The organism is Roseateles sp. P2_H4, assembly GCF_056403315.1.
Genome location: NZ_JBFUFR010000058.1, coordinates 12186 through 33136, shown reverse-complemented (window position 1 = coordinate 33136; position 20951 = coordinate 12186). Strand labels below are relative to the sequence as shown.

General features: G+C 60.0%; 15 protein-coding genes. 13 read left to right on the top strand and 2 right to left on the bottom strand.

Going from position 1 to position 20951, the window contains the following annotated elements; genetic code table 11:
* From rmuC to AC1DW3_RS28300, 8 genes are all read left to right on the top strand, one after another.
* Positions 1-585, top strand: a 585-nt coding sequence (gene rmuC, locus AC1DW3_RS28335) for a DNA recombination protein RmuC (protein WP_477937197.1), incomplete at its 5' end; no start/stop codon positions are given.
* A gap of 257 nt (positions 586-842) precedes the next feature.
* Positions 843-1061, top strand: a complete 219-nt coding sequence (locus AC1DW3_RS28330) for a hypothetical protein (RefSeq protein ID WP_477904097.1) — start codon at positions 843-845, stop codon at positions 1059-1061.
* On the top strand, positions 1058-3064 hold the full coding sequence (gene zorA, locus AC1DW3_RS28325; RefSeq protein WP_477937195.1) for an anti-phage ZorAB system protein ZorA: 2007 nt from the start codon (positions 1058-1060) through the stop codon (positions 3062-3064). The genes AC1DW3_RS28330 and zorA overlap by 4 nt, the downstream gene beginning before the upstream one ends.
* Positions 3065-3067: 3 nt before the next feature.
* A complete protein-coding gene (locus tag AC1DW3_RS28320) occupies positions 3068-3775 on the top strand; it encodes a hypothetical protein (protein ID WP_477904093.1) in 708 nt (235 codons plus the stop codon).
* A complete protein-coding gene (locus AC1DW3_RS28315; protein WP_477904091.1) occupies positions 3769-5499 on the top strand; it encodes an EH signature domain-containing protein in 1731 nt (576 codons plus the stop codon). The genes AC1DW3_RS28320 and AC1DW3_RS28315 overlap by 7 nt, the downstream gene beginning before the upstream one ends.
* Complete coding sequence (locus tag AC1DW3_RS28310) at positions 5499-9374, top strand: SNF2-related protein (RefSeq protein ID WP_477937193.1); 3876 nt, start codon at positions 5499-5501, stop codon at positions 9372-9374. Before AC1DW3_RS28315 ends, AC1DW3_RS28310 begins: the two co-directional genes overlap by 1 nt.
* Before the next feature lie 121 nt (positions 9375-9495).
* Positions 9496-10311: an NYN domain-containing protein gene (locus AC1DW3_RS28305; RefSeq protein ID WP_477904087.1), complete on the top strand. Its 816-nt coding sequence runs from the start codon at positions 9496-9498 to the stop codon at positions 10309-10311.
* A 12-nt stretch (positions 10312-10323) separates the two neighbouring features.
* On the top strand, positions 10324-10866 hold the full coding sequence (locus tag AC1DW3_RS28300) for a hypothetical protein (protein ID WP_477904085.1): 543 nt from the start codon (positions 10324-10326) through the stop codon (positions 10864-10866).
* A gap of 63 nt (positions 10867-10929) precedes the next feature.
* Here AC1DW3_RS28300 and AC1DW3_RS28295 read toward each other — a convergent pair whose 3' ends face one another.
* Together AC1DW3_RS28295 and AC1DW3_RS28290 are read right to left on the bottom strand one after the other, a co-directional pair.
* Positions 10930-12006, bottom strand: coding sequence for a phosphomethylpyrimidine synthase ThiC (locus AC1DW3_RS28295; RefSeq protein WP_477904083.1), 1077 nt, complete (start codon positions 12004-12006; stop codon positions 10930-10932).
* Positions 12003-13250 (bottom strand): SIR2 family protein, encoded by a 1248-nt coding sequence (locus tag AC1DW3_RS28290; protein WP_477904081.1) that lies wholly within the window; start codon positions 13248-13250, stop codon positions 12003-12005. The genes AC1DW3_RS28295 and AC1DW3_RS28290 overlap by 4 nt, the downstream gene beginning before the upstream one ends.
* An 836-nt stretch (positions 13251-14086) precedes the next feature.
* Here AC1DW3_RS28290 and AC1DW3_RS28285 point away from each other — a divergent pair.
* The 5 genes from AC1DW3_RS28285 to AC1DW3_RS28265 all read left to right on the top strand — a co-directional run bounded on the left by AC1DW3_RS28285 (position 14087) and on the right by AC1DW3_RS28265 (position 20949).
* Positions 14087-15358 (top strand): hypothetical protein, encoded by a 1272-nt coding sequence (locus tag AC1DW3_RS28285; RefSeq protein ID WP_477904264.1) that lies wholly within the window; start codon positions 14087-14089, stop codon positions 15356-15358.
* Positions 15359-15429: 71 nt separating this feature from the next.
* The gene (locus tag AC1DW3_RS28280) at positions 15430-17601 is read left to right on the top strand and encodes a hypothetical protein (RefSeq protein ID WP_477904262.1); all 2172 of its coding nucleotides are present in this window, start codon (positions 15430-15432) and stop codon (positions 17599-17601) included.
* A gap of 636 nt (positions 17602-18237) precedes the next feature.
* A complete protein-coding gene (locus AC1DW3_RS28275; protein WP_477937191.1) occupies positions 18238-19068 on the top strand; it encodes a hypothetical protein in 831 nt (276 codons plus the stop codon).
* Between the two features lie 31 nt (positions 19069-19099).
* A complete protein-coding gene (locus AC1DW3_RS28270) occupies positions 19100-19465 on the top strand; it encodes a hypothetical protein (protein ID WP_477937189.1) in 366 nt (121 codons plus the stop codon).
* Positions 19462-20949 carry a hypothetical protein gene (locus AC1DW3_RS28265; RefSeq protein ID WP_477904256.1) on the top strand — a complete coding sequence of 496 codons (1488 nt, stop codon included), beginning with the start codon at positions 19462-19464 and terminating at the stop codon, positions 20947-20949. Before AC1DW3_RS28270 ends, AC1DW3_RS28265 begins: the two co-directional genes overlap by 4 nt.
* The last annotated feature ends 2 nt before the right edge of the window (positions 20950-20951 follow it).

Sequence of the window (20951 nt, the reverse complement as noted above, 5' to 3'; positions counted from 1 at the left end):
TCGAAATACCCGGTGGAGCACTACGACAAGCTCCTCACCGCTCACGAGAGCGGTGACCGTGCCGTCATCCAACAAGCAACGACAGCCTTCGAGTCGTCGTTGAAGGCAGAGGCAAAGAAGATATCCACGAAGTACATCCGCCAGCCGCTGACCACGGACTTTGCCATCTTGTTCCTGCCCACAGAGGGGCTCTTTGCCGAAGCGATGCGCTTTCCAGGCCTTCAGGACCAACTGCACACGGACCTGCGTGTACTGGTGGCTGGCCCAACGACGCTTTCGGCGTTGCTGAACAGCGTTCGTATGGGCTTTCGCACGCTCGCTATCGAGAAGCGGTCGTCAGAGGTTTGGAAGGTTCTGGGCCTGGCCAAAGCTGAATTCAAGAAGTTTGGGGACATCGTCGACGCGACGAAGAGGTCCATCGACCAGGCTGCCAACAAGTTCGATGAGCTGGGCCGACGCACCCGCGCGATCGAGCGGGGGCTGAGTGACGTGCATGAGCTGCCCAGCCCGGGGTCGGCTGCGGCCCCGGCTTTGGAACTCGCCAGCGCTCAGCCCGCAGGAGATGGATCAGAAGCCGGGGCATGAGGTCGGCGGAGCTAAATCCGCAGCCTCGTCCTGCGGCGCCTAGGAATTGCTAGCTCGAGTTCCGGGCGCCTCGTCATCGAAAGGCGCTGTCGCCGACGTGTAGCTAGATGAAGAAATCCAACCGCCGGCCTCACCCCGCCGACGCGGCGGCCTTAGAAGCCGCGATCCCGCAGCCTAAACGTTTGACCGCACGCATTGAACACCCGGTCTAGTGGTCTTCTATACCTTGTCAGCAACATTTGGTTGCATGTATTGTGATGCTCTATACAGAGCTCACCGGTATGCCCGCCGAGAAGACCGTCGCCGTCAGTTTCCGCGTCTCACCATCCTTCAAGCAGCTGCTTGAAGCCGCGTCTGCGCGCGAGCGTCGATCGCAGACAAACATGCTTGAGACGCTGCTGTTCGACTACTGCGAACGCAACGGCATCACGGCGGCGCCGGATGAACACAACGACAAGGGAGAGAAGACCAAATGACCGCCGCGCTGCTGAGTCTCTTAGGGGAGATCCATCCTGTCCTGAGGAACTTGTCCGGGATTCCCCTTGCCATCTTCCTCATCGTCACGGCTCTGACGCTTGCCTTCCTCGTGGGCTACCTGGGCCAGGGTACGCGCGTGGGCCTTCAACTTTGGCTGGCTGTGCGACGCATTCGCAGGCTGCACTCAGCGAGCAAGCAGGTGAAGCCGGCTGACGTCCGTCAGCTGCTGAAGCACGAACCGCTCAAGCACCTCTGGGACGAGTACGACGACACCCTGCATGAACTCAAGAAGGCTGGCAACGGCTCGACCGCGCTGACCGAAGTCCGTGCCACGGTTCCTGCGGAGATGTTCTTCACACGCGACGTCCTTGTGGACAGCCGCCTGTTCGATGACTTCACGCGCCACCTTCCGGGCGTCCTGACAGGGCTGGGCATCATCGGGACCTTCGCAGGTCTGCTGGAAGGCCTGAGCAAGTTCGATGCGAGCAATACGGCCACCGCGGTTGCGGGATTAAAGCCACTGCTCGATGGAGTCGCTCACGCCTTCATCGCGTCAGCAATAGCCATCGGCTGTGCGATGTTCGTGACGTTCTTCAGCAGGTTCTTCCTGGCGATGTTCTATCGCTTGGTGGAAAAGCTCTGCCACGCGATTGATTCGCTTTACGAGACAGGGGCTGGCGAGGAATATCTGTCCCGTCTGGTCCACGCGTCCGAGAAATCTGAGGCGCATTCAGCGCAGCTCAAGCAAGCTTTGGTGGAGGACCTGACGCGGATGATGACCGACTTGGTCGAGCGTCAGATTCACGCGCAGGCCGAGAGCAGCCGCGCATTGGGCTCACAGATTGGTGACGCCATCACCGGCACGCTCGCCGGGCCGCTGAAGCAGATGACCGAGGCCATGGAGACGTCCAGCAAGGGCAATACCCAGGCGGTTTCGGGGATGCTTGAGAGCATGCTCGCGGGCTTTATGGCCAAGCTGGAAGACACCTTCGGCGGCCAGATGCGCGGTATCCACGACCAGATGGACCGGTCAGTGGGGATGATGACGACGGTCCAGGAGGCGCTGCAGAAGCTCGTCCAGGACATCAATAGCTCCAACGAGCAAGCCGCCAACCGCATGAGCGGCACTCTCGAGGACGCGATGAAACAGTCGGCGGCCAACCAACAGCTGCTGACCGACCAGATGCGCCAGTTCGTGGACGACTTTCGCAAGCTGGTTTCAGACGAGCAGACGAAGTCCAAGAAGACCATGGATGACGCGATCGCCAACCTGCTGCAAACCGTTGAGGCAACGGTGAAGAACTTGGAGACTTCGCGCGCGTCTGCCGCGACGCACGAGCAGAGCCGGAATGACGCCCTGGCTGATCGCACCCAGGCATTGGTTGGAGGCTTGACCGGTCAGGTTGATGAGCTGCTGAGAACGGTGCAGGAGCAGGTCACCAAGACTCAACAGAACATCGACGCTCTTGGAAACGTCACCACGCGGGCGATTGATGGGATGAACTCAGGCGCGCTGAACATGGGCACAGCTGCCCAGCGGTTCGAGACTGCCGGCGGCGCCGTCTCTGGCGTCTTTGACCGGTCTGTCAGGGTTGCCGAGCAGCTTTCAACGACTGCCGCGACGCTCCAGACCGCTGCTTCGGCCGTCAAGCAAGGCTTTGAGCAGTACGAGACGACTCGACGCACCGTGGACACGGGCGTTGCCTCACTGACGGCGCTGATTGAGAACGCGAAGAAGGAGGCCGGGCTCTCCCGCCAAATGCTCACCGACCTGGAGGGCATCGTCGTCCAGCTGAAGGCGGCGGAGAGCCAGAGCCTCCAGTACCTCGAAGGTGTCAACAAGACCCTGACGACGGCGTTCCAGAACTTTGGTACGCAGCTGACCGAGCAGGTGCGCAAGGCCGTCGGGGAGACCGACAGGCAACTGGGCGGTGGCGTGCAGCAGCTCACCGGCGTTGTCCAAGAGCTTGGCTCGGCGCTGTCACGGTTGAAGAAGGTCTAAGCGATGTTTGCCCGCATAGTCCTTAAGCGCAGCGGCAAAGTTGAAGGGGAGAGCCCCTTCTGGATTTCCTTCTCCGACTTGATGTCGGCCCTGATGGTGCTTTTCCTGCTGGTGATGGCGGTCACGCTCATCTCTGTCACCAAGGATGTCACGAGCGCTGAGCAGCGCAAGATCCAGCGCGAGAAGGACATCAAGGAGTTGATGTCGACGATTCGGGAGGAGTCGCGTGATTTCCCTGAAGTCAAAGTTAACGAGTCGACGTACCGGATCGACCTCGGGGACATCGTTCGCTTTGACAGTGGGCGGTCCGATATCCAAGGCTCAGGTGCTAAGTTCTTGCGCCGCTACGTGCCGGTCTTGTTGAAGGCCCAGGCCTCCGACCTTGGGGAGAAATGGATTCGGCGAATAGTCGTCGAAGGGTTTACTGACCAGGACGGGACCTACCTCTACAACCTGGGCTTGAGCCTGGATAGAAGTCGACGCGTCGTCTGCGTCTTGTACTCGCAGCCGGGCGCCGATGAAGTGGCCTTAAGCGACGGCCAGAAGCGCCAGATCCGCGACCTGTTCCTCGTAGGCGGCTACTCATTCAACTCCATGAAGGCGTCCAAGGACGCAAGCCGCCGGGTGGAGCTGAAGGTTGATTTTTGGGCGATGGACGAGGAGAAGGAAGCCACGCCAGACATGAACGCTAAGGAGTTCGGCCAGTGCTGAACGCACCAGCCCTGGACTCGCTCGCCAGGCAACTTGCCGGCGTGCTGGCGTCGTTCAATCTCCCGACCATTGCGTTCGGTCACCCCGAAATTGTGCAAAGGGCTGCTGCGGCGGCAGCTGAGGTTTTCCAAGGCTATACCAAGGCGCGGCCGTCCAAAGCCGACGGTTATGCCGCCGCGCTCGCGTTCATGCGAGGGCAGAGGCTGGATGAAATCCAGCTTCACGTAGTCGCGGGCGCCCTCACTGAGCGCGTCAAGGAGCAAAACAACGCCTGCGCTCTGGGCCACCGCAACTTCCCTGGGTTGCTGGACACATACGGAGGCGAGGCGGAAGCCGGTGAGCTCTGGCGCCTGACCTGGTTTGGGCTGCTGGGCTCCTACTTCTCGTTCAACCCTGCTCATGCCTCGGAGCCGGAGCAGGTGGGATGGGAAAGACTGCGCGCCTTCCTGCAACGCACTTGGCCGCTCATCGACCGTCAGAGCAGCTCGAAGGTCGTGCCGGACTGGGTCATGGTCCTGCGCGCCGACCCTGGCTTGGTCAGCGAAAAGGCCGCACACCGGTATGCCCTTGACTACCTGAACGGAGATGAAGTTGCCGTAGACAAGCTGTCTTCAGACCTGGCGATTCCCGAGTCGAGCTGGTTCTGGCACGCCCTTGTCCTGAGTGCAGTGGAACGATGCACAGAGCACTCAGACGACCGCTTCAAGGCGAGCATCCCCAAGCTACTTACGCTCATCAGCGAGCGGCCGGTTTATCGGGACGCGGCGCTCGAGTTGATGCTGACCAGGTATCAGCGCTGCACGGACGCTTCCGTTCACCCCCGCCTGCGTGACTATGTCTGCCGCAAGGACGTCTGGCGAAATCCCAAGCTGCGCGCAGCAGGTCTTGCTACCGCTTGGAACCGTGTCAGCGACGACGTCTGGCGCATGGTCCTTCAGTGGGTGAACAAGGCCAACCTGAAGGACTTCTTCGAGGTGCTCGCGGCTCGCCGGCAAGCTGACGAAGGGCGCCTCGAGTTCTGGAGCCAGTACATGGAGCAGATCGCCTGGACTCGGCTCATCTTCAGCTCCCAGACTCGAAGCTTGGCGTTCAGCAACGAAGGTATCCGAAACCTCATCGCGCGGGAGGAGGACTCCTACGCGACGATGAGCTCCAACGCCGACGTCGATGCCTTCATGATGCAACTGGGCGAGTACTTGGTTGTGGAGTTCAGCAAGGTGCCCAACGCTGCCTACGTCTACAAGGCAAACGAGCTGCCATTCGAGCCCTACAGCCGCGAGTACACAGGGACGGGAGAAGACCTTAAGCACGGCTACCGCCACAAGTGCGCTGCTCGATTGATGCACATGCACAACTGGCAAGACACCGCTCGCTACGAGCTCCAGAAACTAGGCATCTACCCGGACGAGCCTGCGAGACAGCAAGCTCGGCGCGTGGCCAGGGCTCCTGATAGGAATGCCGCTCCAGACAGGCCGGCAGCCACCAGCCTGGACGCCCCTGTATCGGACGGAGCACCCAGCGGGGCGCTCTTCGACATGAAGTCTTTGCGTGAGCTGGTGGCCGAATATCCGCAGGCGCGGATCGTCGACCGCCGCAGTGGCCCGGGCATTGGCCGCTTGTGGGTTGAAGATCCGTTGCAGCATGCAAAGCTGGAGCGTCGTTTGAAGGCATGGGACTTTCGCTGGGCTGAGGCACGGTCCGCCTTCTATTTCGTGGAGCGTTGATGAGCCTCTTTGACTTCATTCGGCAGCGATTCGGTGCCTCACCTGAGGACTCGCGTGTCTTGGTCCGCGAATGGACCGACGCCGGCGTTGCCGTTCGGTTCGCAACCCCTCTATCGGAGCCCAGCGTTGACGCACTGCTCTCGACCACGGACAAGGCCTCCGCAGAAGAGACCTTTCTAGCCGCGTATCTCGCACAGCTCGTCATCGAAGAACGCGCGGCACTCAGCACCTCGAGCGTGACTCTGCCGTGGCCGTTGGTCTACGAGCTTCTGAACTCGACGGAGCACTCCGGCGCCGTCCTTGCGCTTGACCTGCCGCCCGCCGTGGCCGTGCATCCCATCCTGGACTCTCGCGACAGCCTCGCAGACAAGACGTTCGACGTAGTGGTCGACGGCTGGGTGTTGGAAGGCCAGGAGGCGGATGTGTCGCGGGTTGCCGGTGCCGTTGCATCAGTGAACGGGCAGGAGATGCTTCTGCCGCAGCCATGCTGGCAGCTTCAGGACGCCGTGCGCCGGTTTTCGGGCCGTGCAGCCGACCAGCGCAGCCAGCACGCGAACGAACTCGGCTGGGGAGAGATGCGTGCCTTCGCTGATCATGCGGGAGCGCTCTACCGCGGGCCCTACCTTGAGACCACCTACGTCCTTACCCCGCAGACGCTACGCATGCCGCTTCGCAAGGAGGAGACTGCATTTGGCCGTGTCCTGACTGTGGAGCCAACCTTTGACGGGGCGCCTTCCGGTTGGCTGAAGGCCTTCGATGGCTTCAATTCCGTGCAGCCGCACTACGACCTGACCCCGCGAGATGGTGGGCACATCCGCGTGGTGATCTCAGAGCCGGTGCGCCAGGTCCTCCAGGTTGTGAAGCGCGAGATGCCCGGCCGGAAGGTTGCGGGCAGTAAGGCGGAGCGCTTCGTTCACAACCCGTGGGCGTTCCTTGGCGAAGCGGCGCATCAGGTGTTGAGAGAGGACGACTTCACACAAGACAAGGCCGGCGCCGGGGCGCTCGCCGCCGTTTTCTCGGTGACGCCTCGCACGCAGGATGGTCGGATCGAGCGCGTGGACCTCATCGTCACGGAGCACTTCTATGGAGGAAGTGCAAGCACCAAGACAACGGCATTTGGTGGCCCGGATGAACTCGGCGTATTTCTACAGGCTCTAGAGGCTGCGTTGCAGCAAGAGCGGGCCGTGCTCCCTTGGAACGAGTATGACCTGACGATGGATGGCGATTCGACGGTTCAGCTGGAGCACGGGCGCTACGTTGAGCATCTCTGGCGCGTCCAGCCGGCAACCAAGATTTCCTTTGAGGACATCTACGAGCTTGAGGGCTACAGCGGGCGGATTGAAGGTATCGGCGTCGCCAAGGCGCTTTACGTTCCGCTCATCCAGAAGCCCTCGACGGAAGACGAAGGAAAGCCTGGCTGGATACCCCGGGATCTGACGCCCATGGTCAAGGTCACGCTGGCGGGGCACGAAGGCCAGGTCGTCATTCCGCTGAGCAAGGAGTGGGTAGACGAGTTCGATGAACWGGTCAGAGAAGCAGAAAGCACTGGTGCGAGCGAGGTCATCAATAGCTCGCTGCCCACGTCAGTGGAAACCGGCCAGGCGAGGAATCTCGTCGACAGTTTCCGCACGATGCTCGGCGCTGAGGAGAGGGTAAAGCCAGATAGGCCAGGCAAGCCGCGTCCGGAGCGACCGAAGAAAGAAACGCTGCTCGTAAAGCTGAACTTCTTTGGCGTTGACTACTTCGAAGGGCGCAAGCAGAACTTGGCCCTGCCGAGCGACGCGAAAGCGGAGTTGCCAAATGCCCTACGGCCAAGCGTCAAGCTTAGGAAGCACCAGTACAACGGCATCGCATGGTTCCAGCATCTGGTGTCGCGTGCTCCGGCGGACTGCCGAGGGGCGTTGCTCGCGGATGACATGGGCCTGGGAAAGACTGTTCAGCTTCTCACCGTGCTCGGCTGGTACTACGAGAAGTTTGCGAACGCCGCTCCATCCGTCATCTTGGCGCCAAAAAGCCTGGTTGAGAACTGGGCCGCTGAGACCAAGAAGTTCTTCAACGACTCCTACCCTGAAGTGCTCGTCCTCTATGGGAACGAGCTCAAGTCTCGCAAGCAGCCACTGGGCTTGATTGACGAGCAGCTGCAGGGTAGGGGTGTCACCGAGCTGCTGAAGCCTAACTGGGTCGGTGAGGCAAAGGTCATCGTGACAACTTACGACGTCCTCACCAGCTACGAGTTCTCTCTTGCTCGACAGCCGTTCGCTTTCGTGATCTGTGACGAGGCTCAGCGCATCAAGACTCCAGGAACCCAGGTTACTTTGGCAGCAAAGGCGTTGAAGGCAGATTTCCGTATCGCCTGCACGGGAACACCGGTTGAAAACACTCTGGCGGATCTGTGGTGCCTCTTTGACTTCGTCCAGCCAGGCTTGCTTGGTGGGTTGGAGGATTTCGGCCGCACGTATCGCAGGCCCATCGAGTGCGCCACCGATGAGCAAAAAGCAACCCTCAAGCATCTGCAGGATGTGATCGCTCCGCAGACTTTGCGACGCACCAAGCTCGACATCTGCGATGAGCTGAAGAACAAGTACTTTGCGCACCGAGGTGTGAACGACGCGACGATGCGTTTTGCGGAGATCCTCGCGCCGACGGAGCGGTTGGAGGTGCGCATGTCCCCGCACCAGAGTCTGCTCTACCTTGGCGGCCTCAAGAAGCTTCAGGATGCCAGCACCGAACAAGACGCTCGCAAGCGAGCGCGCCTGTCATTCGGTGCGCTGCATCTGATGAAGGCGGTCTGTGCTGAGCCGTACTGCCTGCCTGGGTTGAAATTCTTACCGGACAAGGCTGGTCACGACGCGCATTTCCTGAACTCTCCAAAGCTTGCCTGGCTGTTTGCCGAGCTGGAACGCATCAAGGCGGCCGGTGAGAAAGCCATCGTCTTCACGGAGGTGAGAGAGGTGCAGGCGGCGCTGTACTACTTCATGCGGGAGGTCTACGGGCTCAGGCCGCACATCATCAACGGTGACTCGCAGAACCGACACGCCTACATCGAGCGCTTTTCGGCGACTCAGGGTTTCAACGTCATCATTCTGTCGACGCTGGCGGCCGGCGCGGGGCTGAACGTCACGGCCGCGAACCACGTCTTTCACTTCACGCGAGCGTGGAACCCGGCGAAGGAGAACCAGGCTACTGATCGTGCCTACCGCATCGGCCAAGAAAAGGACGTCTTTGTCTACTGCCCGATCGTCGTATCGGACGACTACGCGACGTTCGACCTTCGACTTGACGATTTGCTTCGGCGCAAAGGTGGCCTGGCGGACGCAACGATTGGCGGCTCTGCGATGGAGTCCATGCTCAACGGCGTGGGCCGAGATGTCCCGTTCGCTGACCTCGTCCGAGATGGCCCTGTGGGAGAGCGCACAGCAAAGCGCTTCTACACCTTGGACGACGTTGACCGACTGGACGGGTTCCAGTTTGAGATCCTCTGCAAGTTGTTGTGGTCAAAGGCCGGTTATGCAGCTCAGCTGACGCCAAAGCACGGTGGAGATGGCGGCGTCGACATCATTGCCTTCAAGGGCAGGGAAGGTGAGCTCTTGCAGTGCAAGTGCAGCATCAATCCTCAGGTCGGTTCGGACGGGGTGGAAGAGGTCCTTGCCGGTGCAGCCCTCTATCAGGCGAGGTTCCCGGGTACGAAATTCAGAAAGCTGGCTGTGACCAACCAGCGCTTCACCAGGGGTGCACGCGAGAGGGCGGAGGCGAACAATGTGACGTTGGTCGAGCGTGCGCAGTTCGAGGAGCTGTTGGCTCGGCATCCCACACACAACCATGAGTTGGAGGAAGAGGTGGGAGAGTCTGTCGTTTTGCTCAGTGAGGTGGCTTAGCCTTATGCCCTCCTGTGCCGGCGCTACGCAGCGAGCGCCCCTACGATGAGTGGCCCAGGGCGGCTGCAGCAGACGTTCAGCGCTTGGGCAACTACTATCCCGCATGAAGGGGAGGGCGAACATGGGCCGAGACCATGACGACAACGGCGGCTCCGTCGCGATGTACTGGGATTTTGAGAATCTGCATGCAGGCCTCATTGATGCCAAGTATGGCGACGGGACCTACGCCAAGCAGGACAACCGCTTTAGGCCGCAGGAACCATTGATTGACGTTCAAGCCCTCGTTGAGCTGAGCGCGTCCTTCGGGCCAGTTGCTATCAATCGAGCGTACGGGAACTGGCAGTTCTTTGGTCGGTATCGAGATGCGTTGCTGCAGAGTGCAGTTGAGCTCATCCAACTCTTTCCGCCAGGCGCAGCCGCAAAGAATGGCGCTGACATCAAGCTGTGCCTTGACGCCACCGAGGACATCGGGCGCTTTGCTCACATTCGCACGGTCATCGTCATCGGCGGCGACAGTGATTTCATGCCAGTTGCCCAGAAAATTAAGGCGGCTGGTCGCACCTTGATTGGCATCGGCAACCGCAAGAGCACCAACCGACATTGGGCTAAGAGCTGCAATGAGTTTCGCTACTACGACGCGCTCATTGCGCCGCCTCCGCCCGAGGATGTGATGCCGGTTGGTGAAGCTGCAGTTGCGCCGGCAGCGCCGGCAAATCCTGCCGCTGACATGCTGCGCAGGGCAGTGCGCCTGCTGTCCGAGTCCAAAGGCGAGCCCTGGGTAAACAAGGCCGCGACGTGGCACATGATCAAGCGTCTGGACTCGACGTTTGATACCAAGGACCACGGATACGCCAACTTTGCCGAGATGGTGAAGGCGATGGATGTGGTCGTTGAAGTGAAGAAGGGCGACAACGACCACGTTTTGCGGCTACGGTAAATAGCCATCACGATGCAACTCCCTATGCAGCAAATACTTGAGATAGACAACCAGCTGACTGTCCTGTTCGCAGGTTTCGAGAAGATTGCAGCAGAACTGGACATGCCGCTGATTTGTCCGCTGTCCGACGAGACCACAATTGCCCAACACAATTACCCTGGCCTGTATCGGATCGACGTCTCTACCGCTGGCGGACCAACGGAACTCTCGGCTTGGGTCAATGCTCTTCGCGAAGAATGGGAGCACGAAGACTTCAAGAAGAGCTTCACTCCGAATCTGAAAAAGAAGCGCATCGCGCAGCACCGTACGTTGCCGGATTGGATGCCGCTGTACCTGGGGAAGTCAAAGAAGGTTGGCGCCCGCGTCTTAGAGCACATCAACCTCGAGCTGAACAAAACTACCTTCGCGTTGAAGTTGAAGGCTCGCCCCGCTATGGCATCCAGAAGCTTCCGACTTCATACGTTCCAGCTGCCTGTCAAGAATTACGACCTAATCGCTCCGACGCTAGAGACTGCGCTGCGCAACAGATTCCATCCCCTGATTGGCAAGCAGTGATGCCCACAACTTTGAGGTGTAGAGCTCTTTGGTGAACGCTAAATCGCGCCACACGGCAGCTGCTCAAAGTGGACAGGCCTTTACGCAGCGGTCGCAACCGTGGCTGTTTTTGCCAACTACGCAAGTTCGTCCACTTGAACGAGTACGCGCGACAGCCAGATCCGGCTCGTCATCATCTAACTGGTCGAGGTCAATCACGCGAGCCGCCACACGCGCCGCGGCAACCGCCTCGATCGTGGACTCCAAGCTTGGAATACCGCCGGTGTGCTCCTCTCTCGTGACCGCCGCGAGAATGTGGGCGCATCCCTCCAGCCCGAGAAGCGTGGCACCTATAGCACTGGAGATGTGGTCCTGACCGATGGCGGTGTCAGTTGGTATCGGGCCCAACGGCATGATCGGGAAGCCGGTGGCGCGCAACGGGACAGCGATCCGCTTGATGTCCTTTGGTCGTGCATGACCGGGCGACTCGATGATCACGCCTACTCCTTGACTGCTGATCTCGCGCGCGAGTTGCGCCTGTGCGTCAATTTCTGCGAGCTGAGCCCTGTCCCCGGAATCAAAGATGTTCGCTGATCTGTAGGCGGCACCCAGACTTAACACCGTACCGTTTCGCTTGGCGTGCGCCACGAGTTGAGGAAGGATCTGGAGGTATACGTTCTCCTCTTTCCAGCCTCGACTCTCCGCGTCTGAGATAACCAGTCCTCCGCCGCGCGATGTGCAGGGGACAAGCCGTCTGGCAGCCAGTTCCTGATTCTTCCTGCTCGGTGTCGGATGAATCGTAAGGAGGCCCACTCCACCTTCCATCTGTTCGATGGCGACGTCGAGCAGTTCGCTGGGATCGATTCGCCCGTCGGCGGTTTGCGACACGCTGTAGATAGGCAGGCAAGCGGCAGCGGCGGGCGTCTCCTGCAACACGCGTCGCCACAGCGGMGACCCCGCTTCAGGCTGAACAAGGCTCAAGTCGCTGATGATTTCCGGTCCATCGGGCAATGCGGCGAGCGCATAGATCTTCCTCGCCTGCTCGTCGATCTGCCTTGGATGGCTGGCCCCAACAAGCGCCATGACCAAAGTGCGGCACCCGGGGCCGGCACTGAACGAACGCGACGGGGCGGAAATGTGAACGATGCGCCTATCGCTCATTGCGCAATCATCCTCTGAACGCACGCGACGACATCTTCTGGAGTGACGCAGTGGCTGCGCGCTCTGGCTACATAGGCCGGGTCGGCCGCTTCAAGCGCTGCGCTAATCCGCGGGTCCTCCAACATGCGCGAGGGCAGATCACCTTTTTGCTCAGGAACCGGGAGGAGCAAGCATCCGACATCCTTCGCGAGTTGCACTTCGGCCTCCGTACCCATGCCACCCGGGTACACGATGACAACTTGTGCAGCCCTCATCAGCGGAGCGCGCCACTCCCGAAGCGCCGGCAGAAGCTTCGCGTCGTTCGAGAAGCTGGGATTTGCCGCATACGGGTTCGAGAACAGCCGCAAGCGGTGAAGGATGTCGACCCGGTTGCGCAAGCATGTCTCCATGTATGCCGACGTCACATCTCTACCGGTGCCTGTCGACTGGCCATCGAGAAGGACCAGCCCCTCTACTTCGGCTAGCCTCGCGCCAACGGATCTAGGATGGCTCGCCGCGGCAGTGCTGTCTCGCTCATGCGATCCGGTCACAAAGACAGTCTGGCCCCTTGAGCGGAGCGCAATCCCTTGCAGGATTTGCTCCAGCTCCGAGAACTCATCGATCTGACATGCGGCGATGCCTACGCGGGATAGATCGTTCAGCCAGAGGTCTTGGCGCGCCTGCTTCGCAGCAATCTCCGCTTTCGCGCCTTGCTTTACCCGTCGAAGGACGATGTAGTGCTGGCGGAGAGCTTGCTTTCCCAGCCTGCGCGCCTCCACCACGATGTTCCGAATATTGCTGTCGGCGTAGGAATAGCCGATGAAGAGAAACTGCCGGTCGATAAGATCCTGTCTGAGTCGATGAGCGGTCGCAGGTCGTTGCTCGAAGAAGTCTTCGTAGTCTTCCTGTGTGACAACTAAGTCGTTGGCGTTGGACTGCTCAATGCAGCCGTGCATCTTGACCACCTCGATGTCCGGAGTCCTTCCACCGCGTGAGATAGCTTCGTCGGAAGCACGCACCGTTACCTTGAACTGGGATCGAAATGCCTCCTCAATCAGGGTGTCGTAGTTGGTGGTCCAAACGCACTTGACGTTGGTCTTGGCCAAGATGGCGTGATACGCGTTTTGAGCGTAGGTTTTCTGCAGCACATCGCGAAAATGGGCGATAAGCGGAGCCCGATTGTTGGTTCGATTGACGATGTGCTGGGCGATCAACGGGAGGTCGTCGTCGGGACTCAGCTGGATGCTCAGCCGTGTTTCGGCCATGTCCCGGAGTAGGTCAGCCCATCCTGGCACGCCAGAGGGGGTCGATATCCCCGACCCAACGAACATAGCCCCGCGGCCATCGACCAGAGCCTTAGAAAACTCGTTAATCACATCTCGAGATTGCAGCACGTCGGCCCTTCTAGATCGTTCTTGATGCACTCTTTTTCGCAGTGCGGAGGAGTCAAGCCCAACGACATCCGGCTCGCTATATCGGATAGGTGCCACGGCTTGAGCGCGTTAGACGCGGCACTTGATATGTCGCACAGCTAGGTGCTGATTTTTGGCTGCCTGACTCTCTATGGCCAGTTTCGCAGGTCACAGGCGCACACGCCGGCGAGGATGACGAGGCATGCGACGGCGCGCACTTGCGGCTGCTGTCTCTGTGGCGATCGGTCGCCGGCCCGCTCGGTATGGGCGAGCCTGTCAGACGGAGCCAAATTCGGCCGTTCGCGATCGAATGTTGTGGGCCGAGAGCGGGCGGCCTGTCGGAGTGCACAAGCTGAGCGGCAGGAATCGCTGCGACGCAGTCGCCCGAGCGAGACGGCATGCAGAAGTCTTGCGAAATGGCTGTATGAATGTACAGTATTTGCAGAGGGCCGCACGAGGCGCTGGGGCTGAGCTTTGCAGAGTTCGCGCAAGCGATAGACGAGCGATACCAGGCGGTGACTGCCGCCCGGGACGGGCTCTGAGCGTGAGGGTGCGTCGCGCTAAAAGGGCCCTTTGCGCGGCCTCGCGTTTCACAACAGCCTGGACCTAGCTAGGCCGCCCGCGGTTGGGGAGGCCGCGGATGGTGGCGTGGTAACGTGGAACGAGCTTGGAGTGGGTAGGACGGCCTGTTGGGGCTGTGGCTCCAACACGAGTTGCTGGTCGCCTTTGCCGGCGGCTCTATTGAAGCGGGCCAGAACACCGTGCTGAAGTTCCCGACAAACGCACTGCCGGCGCATATCGACGAGTTCCTCGTTTCATTGGAACAAGGAGGGGAGCAGCCTCTTTGGATGCCGGTGAAGCTTAGTCACGGTGGTGCACTCGGGGCAGCGCCCCAGGCAGTACAGGCTATTGCCACCTGGGCTCAGGGTCAGACCCACAGGGTCATCCATTTGGCGCGTCCCTACGGCACGTCGGTAGACACGCAGAATCGCTTCGCCAGAACCTTGCCTGGTATGACAGCCCTTTACTTTGCCGAAAGGGTGGAGTCTGGCCAGATTGCTCAAAGCCGCTTTGAGGCTCTGCAGGCTGTAGCGCCTATGGTGCAGGCGATGGACGGGGGTGACCTGCGCTCAACAGTTCGAGGTCAAGCTGTGGCGTTGGTCTGCTTCGCCGGCGCACGCAGCGAGTTTCTCAACACCCTCTATTCCAAGAGCGCGGCGGACTCGGTGCGAGGCATTTCCGATTTCCTAGAGCTCCTCAAGAACCTTCTTCAAACGATGGGCGGCGGGCTCGTCAACCAGCTGGACGCCGTTCAGCTGGGCCTGCTCAGCTCGCTCGTCTATCAACTGTTTTTAAACACGGACCAGCATGGCGCATACGACGTGTCGGGAAAGCGATACCAGGCAGGCGTTCGAGGGATCTCCGTCAAGCTGACCTCGGTGAACCACCCGAAGGAGTTAGTTGATCTTGCCGGTGACGATGTGCCGCTTAAGAGTTATCTCACAAAGTCCGCCGTGGTGGGGGGGCGGACCAGAGCTCAGCTGGGCCCGGAAGATGTGCCCAAAATCGCTGGCACGGCCAAGCCCATCCGCTTCATCGAGTTGAGCGTTTTTGACACCGGCCCAGGCATGGGGCTGAGATGGCTTTCGAGAAAGAGCGGTGCACGTAGCTACGCGGACTTCGCTGTGGGTGATGAGCTCGCCGCCGTACGCGAATGCTTCGAAAAACATGCCACTACCAAGTCGGTTCAAAGCGCTGGTGTAGGCCTGTCGACGGCGGTTAGCGCGATGGGAAAGCTCAATGCGTTCATGACCCTGCGGACTGGCCGCATGAGCCTGTACCAGGACTTTTCGACCGGAGTTGCTCAGTCGGACTTCGTGCCTAAGCCAAGGCGCCCCAAGGGCCAATCGGCACCTCTGATCGCCGGTACCGGCTATACCGTCTGCTTCAGGGTGAGTTGACGATGCTAGGCGCCAATGCATTTTTCGTCTTCCAGCACGCTCTGGAGAGAGACAACGCGTACTGTCCGCAGATGGCCGTCGTCTACAAGCCGCCGGGGCCTATGGTTGAGGGGGCTGTAGATGAACTGCTCTTATCACTGTCAAAGCGGCCGGTTCAGCCCGATGTCGTTGCAATAGTCCACGTAGATCAGTCGGATGAGCTAGAGCTTGCGCTGACAGGGGATAGCGCCAAGAACGAGTGGATGCGTTTCCGCGGGCGCGCAAGCCTGCTGACGGCGGCGTTCGACGTCAAGTCCGGAAGGCTGACTGTGCGGCGCCTGGAGACTGCCGACCGAAGCCTTGCTAAGGCATTTGCCGACCTGCTAAAGAGTCAGCTGCAAGACGTGCTCGCGACAGGGCTTGCGTCGCTGTTCAAGGCGGAGACGGTCGTGCTGTCAGCTCCGGCCGGATATGCGTATCAGAAGCCCTCCGGCAAGCGCGAAGAGTTTTTTCTGAAGCCGGACATTGCCTTGAGCAGCTCCGCAGCTGTCGGGTTCGTGGGCTTTGCCTTGTTGCGTAAGCTCGGGCCGAAGCGGCTGAATCTGACGACCGAGCTGCGCTACCTGTTCATCGACACCATGGCGATCGCGCCGGTGGCCTACGCATTGAAGGAGCTGATTTCGTTGGGGCGGGCTGTCCCAACGTACCTGACGGTCGAGAGCTTTCACTCCTATGGCGGCATCGCCAAGGTCGATCGTCCGCCACCGCGCTCTGCCATCTGCGTCATTTCAGCATCGACATCCATGTCGATGCACCAGCGCTGGGTACAGGAAAAGCGGGCGAACGCGGAGGACGTGGTGACGCTGCTTACGGCGCTGCCGGTCACCCAGTACGAAGACGGGGCCCTTTTTGCGATTGAGCGGCCAATGCGCACTCAGTCAAAGGGGCCGCCGCAGCTTTGCATTTTGATGGACGGCGAAAACTTCCTGCCTCAGCCGGAGCCCGCGAAGAAGATTCTTCTTTCAGAGGTTCACCACAAGACCGCTGAGACGGACATTCTTCGAGATTTGGCCGGTGCAGGGGTTTTCGACGCCTGGCGCCGTCCGCCGGTTCCATCCGCGCCGCCGCGGGCGCTCTACGTCGACGGACATGCCTTGGTCAAGGACCCAGACTTCCAGAACTGGCTGAGGAGTCAGCTGCGACTGCGTGTTCGTGCCGCAACTCGGGTCATCCTTCACCAGGACGATCCGGCGTCGCGTGAATTGGCGTTGCTGATCCAGAAGCTCTGCGCTGACCAGTTCCCGAAGCTCGAGCTGCGTGTCAACGCTGCTTCGGAAGTTGAATCTCTGGGGCTCGCAAAGACCGACGGCGTCTTAGTGTGCGCTGCCGTAGTAGGCAAGGGGTCGCAGCTGCTTGAGACGAGCCGAGCACTTAGAGACCTGCACGATGGGCCTCGTCTTTACGTCGTGGGAATCCAGGTCACCGAGACAAGAGAAGAGACCAAGACGCTCGGACCGAACCTTGAGCATGCCAAGCCGGTGAAGCATGAATTCACGGCTTACAAGAGGCTCGCGATCGGTCTGCAGTTGGGGCGGAGCTTCAGCGACGAAGCGCATACATATTACGATCCATCTTTCGATGCATCCCAGATTCCGGAGCCACTCAAGCGTCGCGCTGGGCTGCTTGGTCAGAATGAGCCTATAGAGGCAAGCGTTCTCCTGCCATGGGGCGACCAGGCCGCGAATGCTTTAGAACTCCGACCAGGCTACGCTTATTGGGCCGGAAAGCCCTACAAGGCAGGTGCTCATCAGGCAAGCGTGCTCGGCACTGTCGGCCTGCTGCTGCAGAGGGCGCGAGAGGACAAAGATGTCGATGCTGAGAAGCGGCTGAGCTCGTTGAGCTTTCGCCACGTGCTTCTCGACCCTGAGAACTTTGCGCGGTTCAACGACGGCGTGATCCAGGCGGCGTTGCTGCGCAATGCGTTCCCGTCCGAGCTCGACTACCGTATGGATAACGCGGCGAGTAGCCGGATGCGCGCCATCCTACTTCGCATGCTCAAGAGAATTCATGAGCCGGCCGGGGAGGGAGCTCTCGAGTTTCTGATGGCTATCGCGCTTCAACGTTTGCTGCTCGAAGAACAACACGAGAAGGAAGTCGTTGGCGCTGCACGGGCTTTGGCTTGCTCTGCGACTCTCAAAGAGGTCATAGCCTTTCTCCTTCGTCCATTGGACAGCACCGAAGCCAAGCCAGCACTGCCGTTCTAGGCGATTCGCACGCTGAGAATCAAGCGGCATCGGCAGTCGCCATGCTCGCACCGCGTTTGCAGGTGAGCGAGCCGCACGCGAAGCTAGTGCTGCCGCGCGGGCGCTGTATGTCAGTGCGGTTCTCGAATAGCCGGCGTCGATCGGTACTCGGTAGTGATAACTCCTGGTGCCAACGTTGACCTGAAACTAGCTCGTGGTCCGAGCGGACGCTACGTGACAGAACCGCAACCACAGTTCCCGTCGGTCGCTCATCAAAATTTGGGATGACGCGTTTGAGAGCGGGCACCACGATGCACGACCATGTTCTGCCTCCGCTCAATTGGCTTGATCTGCGCACTTGCCGTGGGAGGCTCGGTCTGGGCGCAAGCGATCGATGTCCAGGCTGTCCTGGATGCACAAAAGAAGGGCGCGGCTGCTGCCGGTGCAACCAAGCCTAAGGACTCCTTGCCGGCGAACGACTTAAAGCCCCCGTCCATAGCTGGATCTGCACCGACCGCAGGTACGTTTGTTCCGTCAGGGTGCCAGATGGAGACTTTGCTTCTTCGGACGGCAAAGGCCACTGCAGGTGCGGTGGACGACGTAGATCTGAGAGTGACCAAGACTGCCTTGGCTCCGCGGCAAGAGCTCACTTTGTCCATGAAGCTCGGAAGCGAGCTTGCGAAGTGCATCGGTGCAACCAGCGGTCCCGTCCTGTTCTTGGACCATCTTCCAATCCAAGGCCTTGCATCTACTGGACGCTTCATCGAGGGCGGACGCCTGCTCGTGCGATTCAGACTTGATCGGCCGGCATCTTCGATATCCAACTGGAACGAGTTGCTGCAACGAGCGTGGAGCGATGGCGCGGATCGGGCAGTTTGGGTTGGCTTTGGCGGAGGTGACGCCGAAGTGGCGGTGGCTCCTGAAAAGATTCCCTTACGCATCGGCGGAGGTAGCCCTGCGATCGGGTTCGGCGCGCTGATGCTTTGTTTGGTTTTGCTCGCGATAGTGTGGCGCTCATCAAGAGCTTTGGCTGACCGGAAGCGTGGCGAGCTCAGCTACAGCTTATCGAGGCTGGTGCTGGCGTGCTGGGTGCTGACGACTAGTGCAGCAATCATCCTGATGTTGTTTCACACCGGGGTTTTGCCGTCGGTCGCCGACGGCGGCCTTGCCTTCATGGTCGCGGCAACTGGTCTCGGCACAGGGGCTAGCGCGTTGATAGACCGGTTCAAAGAGGCTAGCAATCCAAACGCCTCTAGCTTTATCCGTGACTTCTTTGAGGATGGCGATGGTTTTGCCCTTCATCGAGTTCAGTCGGCCATCCTAAACGGCCTGGTGCTTTATGTCGTCTGGGCCGAGCTCATTACCTACGGTTCGGTGGCCAATATCGACAAGAGCTGGGCGGCGCTGGTGGGCGCCAGCACGGCGACGTACCTGCTTGGGAAGTCGGGCGAGAGTGTAAAGCCGACTGTCGAGCAAAAGATTTCTTAACCCCGGGGAGCGAACCGTGGCAATTCCAGTCATGACCTTGCATAGGAGCGGACCGACACCACAAGTGAGGGTGGTAATCGGGTTTACCAATCGCGCGTCGTACACCATAGCAATGGTGCCGCCAGACCTGAACTTCTCTAAGGCGATCGCTTTCGTGACGGCTGACGACCCTGACGAGGTCGACGATTTGCATCCATTGCCCGCGGAGTGGGTAGACCGAGACGGTTGGTTCGTGGTCGCCGTCGGGGGCATCGGCGCGTCCACAAACCCGGCCCAGTTTTCAGCAGATTCCTTCCTCATCCAAGGTGGTCAGGCGTCGCCAATGATTACCACTCTGAGCGAGGCGGCAGCGGCTGCTACGTTCGTCAGTTCCATCCAGATTCAGGTGCAGCCATGAGGCGCCTACTCATCGCCGCAATGGTCGGCCTGTTTGGCGCCACAGCTCTTGCAGCGGAAGGAGATGTGACCTTGGTCATTACGGGGCTCGCAAAGCCGCCAGAGGTAAAGAAGCTGCCGGACGGCAGTTTCCAAATCACCATTCCAGCTGCGAAGCTCAGCACGGCGAGCGCTGCAGGAGCCGCTGCCGATGCAGCGGCGAAGCCTGGGGGAACTAGCCCCAAGATCGCCGCAGCAGCTCCGGAAGGAAAGGCAAGCGAGGCTGATGGTGGTCAGCCGAATCCATTTCTTGCCCAACAAATCAAAGGTGTGCAGGACAAGCTCAACGAGAAGGGAGCTGCCGCGGTCGCGGACTACAAGAACTACTTGGTCGACATGTCAATTCCGACGACCCCGGCGTTTTCAGTCCTAGGCGCGACGCCGGAGACGATTCTGCAACCGAAGGCTCCTCGAGACTTGGCGGTTTCGCTTGTTCAAGGGCTGTCGGACAAGGAGAAGTTAGGGAAGGGCGTGGGCTTCGACATCGCGCCGTACATGCTGGCGTTTGGTGCTAAGACTACCCTCAAGACCTACAAGGAAAACCTCGACGTCCGCGTTCTTTCGAATGCGCAGCTCTCCTTCGGTGCGATCAAGCAAGACGTCACTGGTGGAGGCAACATCACGCGATTGTCGGGAGGTGCCTCGTTCATCTTCTTCGATGACGGGGACCCTCGGTTGTCTGAAGCGTTGAGCATCTGCTTCAACAAAGCCGTGAAGAACGAGCTCACCATCAACTCGGCCGATGGGGTTGCTTGGGTTCAAGAGACTTTGAACGAGCAGCAGAAGTCCGATAAGACGGCCGATGGAGAGGCCGCTGGCGGCTCTGTAGCGAAGAAGGTGGGTCCTAAGCCTGGGCCGCTGATGATTGCCGCCACCAGGCGGCTATCCGATGCGTACGACGACTGTCGTACGAAGTTCAAGACGGCGACCTGGAACAGCACTCGCTGGACCGCCGGCCTTGCGCAGGCAGTTCACAACCGAGGTGGCGGCACTCACAAGGGTGCAGCGGGACTGTGGACGACCTACAGCCTCAACCTAGATGGCGACGACATGGGAAAGGACTTGGCGGAGATGGCCAAGGAGAACCGGTCTCAGGCCCTCTTTCACTACAGGCGAACCAACCGGGAGGAGGTGGCGAGCACGACGGACGCACGCGGGTTTGAGCTTCGCCGCGGAGACCTTCTGGGCATTGGCTACAAGTACGGCTCCGACAAGCGAAACGTGAGCGCAGAGTTCAGCGTCCAGCATGCCAAGTTCGACACTGGCGGGTCCGAAACGTCCCGCAAGCTAGCGCTTGGCGGTGAACTCATGGTCAGCAAGGACCTATGGCTGGTTTTGACTATCGGCGGCCAGGGCGGACAAAAGAACGGGAACAACTCTCCGTTCGCGCTCGCAGGCCTGAAGTTCGGTTCTGCGTCGGAGTCCACAGGCGCTTTCGGAAAGTAGAG

Excerpts from the sequence above, each read along its gene's own strand:
- AC1DW3_RS28330 (WP_477904097.1), top strand. The coding sequence starts at position 843 with ATGCTCTATACAGAGCTCACCGGTATGCCCGCCGAGAAGACCGTCGCC.
- AC1DW3_RS28290 (WP_477904081.1), bottom strand. The coding sequence starts at position 13,250 with ATGGCCGAAACACGGCTGAGCATCCAGCTGAGTCCCGACGACGACCTC.
- zorA (WP_477937195.1), top strand. The coding sequence starts at position 1,058 with ATGACCGCCGCGCTGCTGAGTCTCTTAGGGGAGATCCATCCTGTCCTG.
- AC1DW3_RS28275 (WP_477937191.1), top strand. The coding sequence starts at position 18,238 with ATGAAGCTCGGAAGCGAGCTTGCGAAGTGCATCGGTGCAACCAGCGGT.
- AC1DW3_RS28320 (WP_477904093.1), top strand. The coding sequence starts at position 3,068 with ATGTTTGCCCGCATAGTCCTTAAGCGCAGCGGCAAAGTTGAAGGGGAG.
- AC1DW3_RS28270 (WP_477937189.1), top strand. The coding sequence starts at position 19,100 with ATGACCTTGCATAGGAGCGGACCGACACCACAAGTGAGGGTGGTAATC.
- AC1DW3_RS28305 (WP_477904087.1), top strand. The coding sequence starts at position 9,496 with ATGGGCCGAGACCATGACGACAACGGCGGCTCCGTCGCGATGTACTGG.
- AC1DW3_RS28265 (WP_477904256.1), top strand. The coding sequence starts at position 19,462 with ATGAGGCGCCTACTCATCGCCGCAATGGTCGGCCTGTTTGGCGCCACA.
- AC1DW3_RS28300 (WP_477904085.1), top strand. The coding sequence starts at position 10,324 with ATGCAACTCCCTATGCAGCAAATACTTGAGATAGACAACCAGCTGACT.
- AC1DW3_RS28280 (WP_477904262.1), top strand. The coding sequence starts at position 15,430 with ATGGCCGTCGTCTACAAGCCGCCGGGGCCTATGGTTGAGGGGGCTGTA.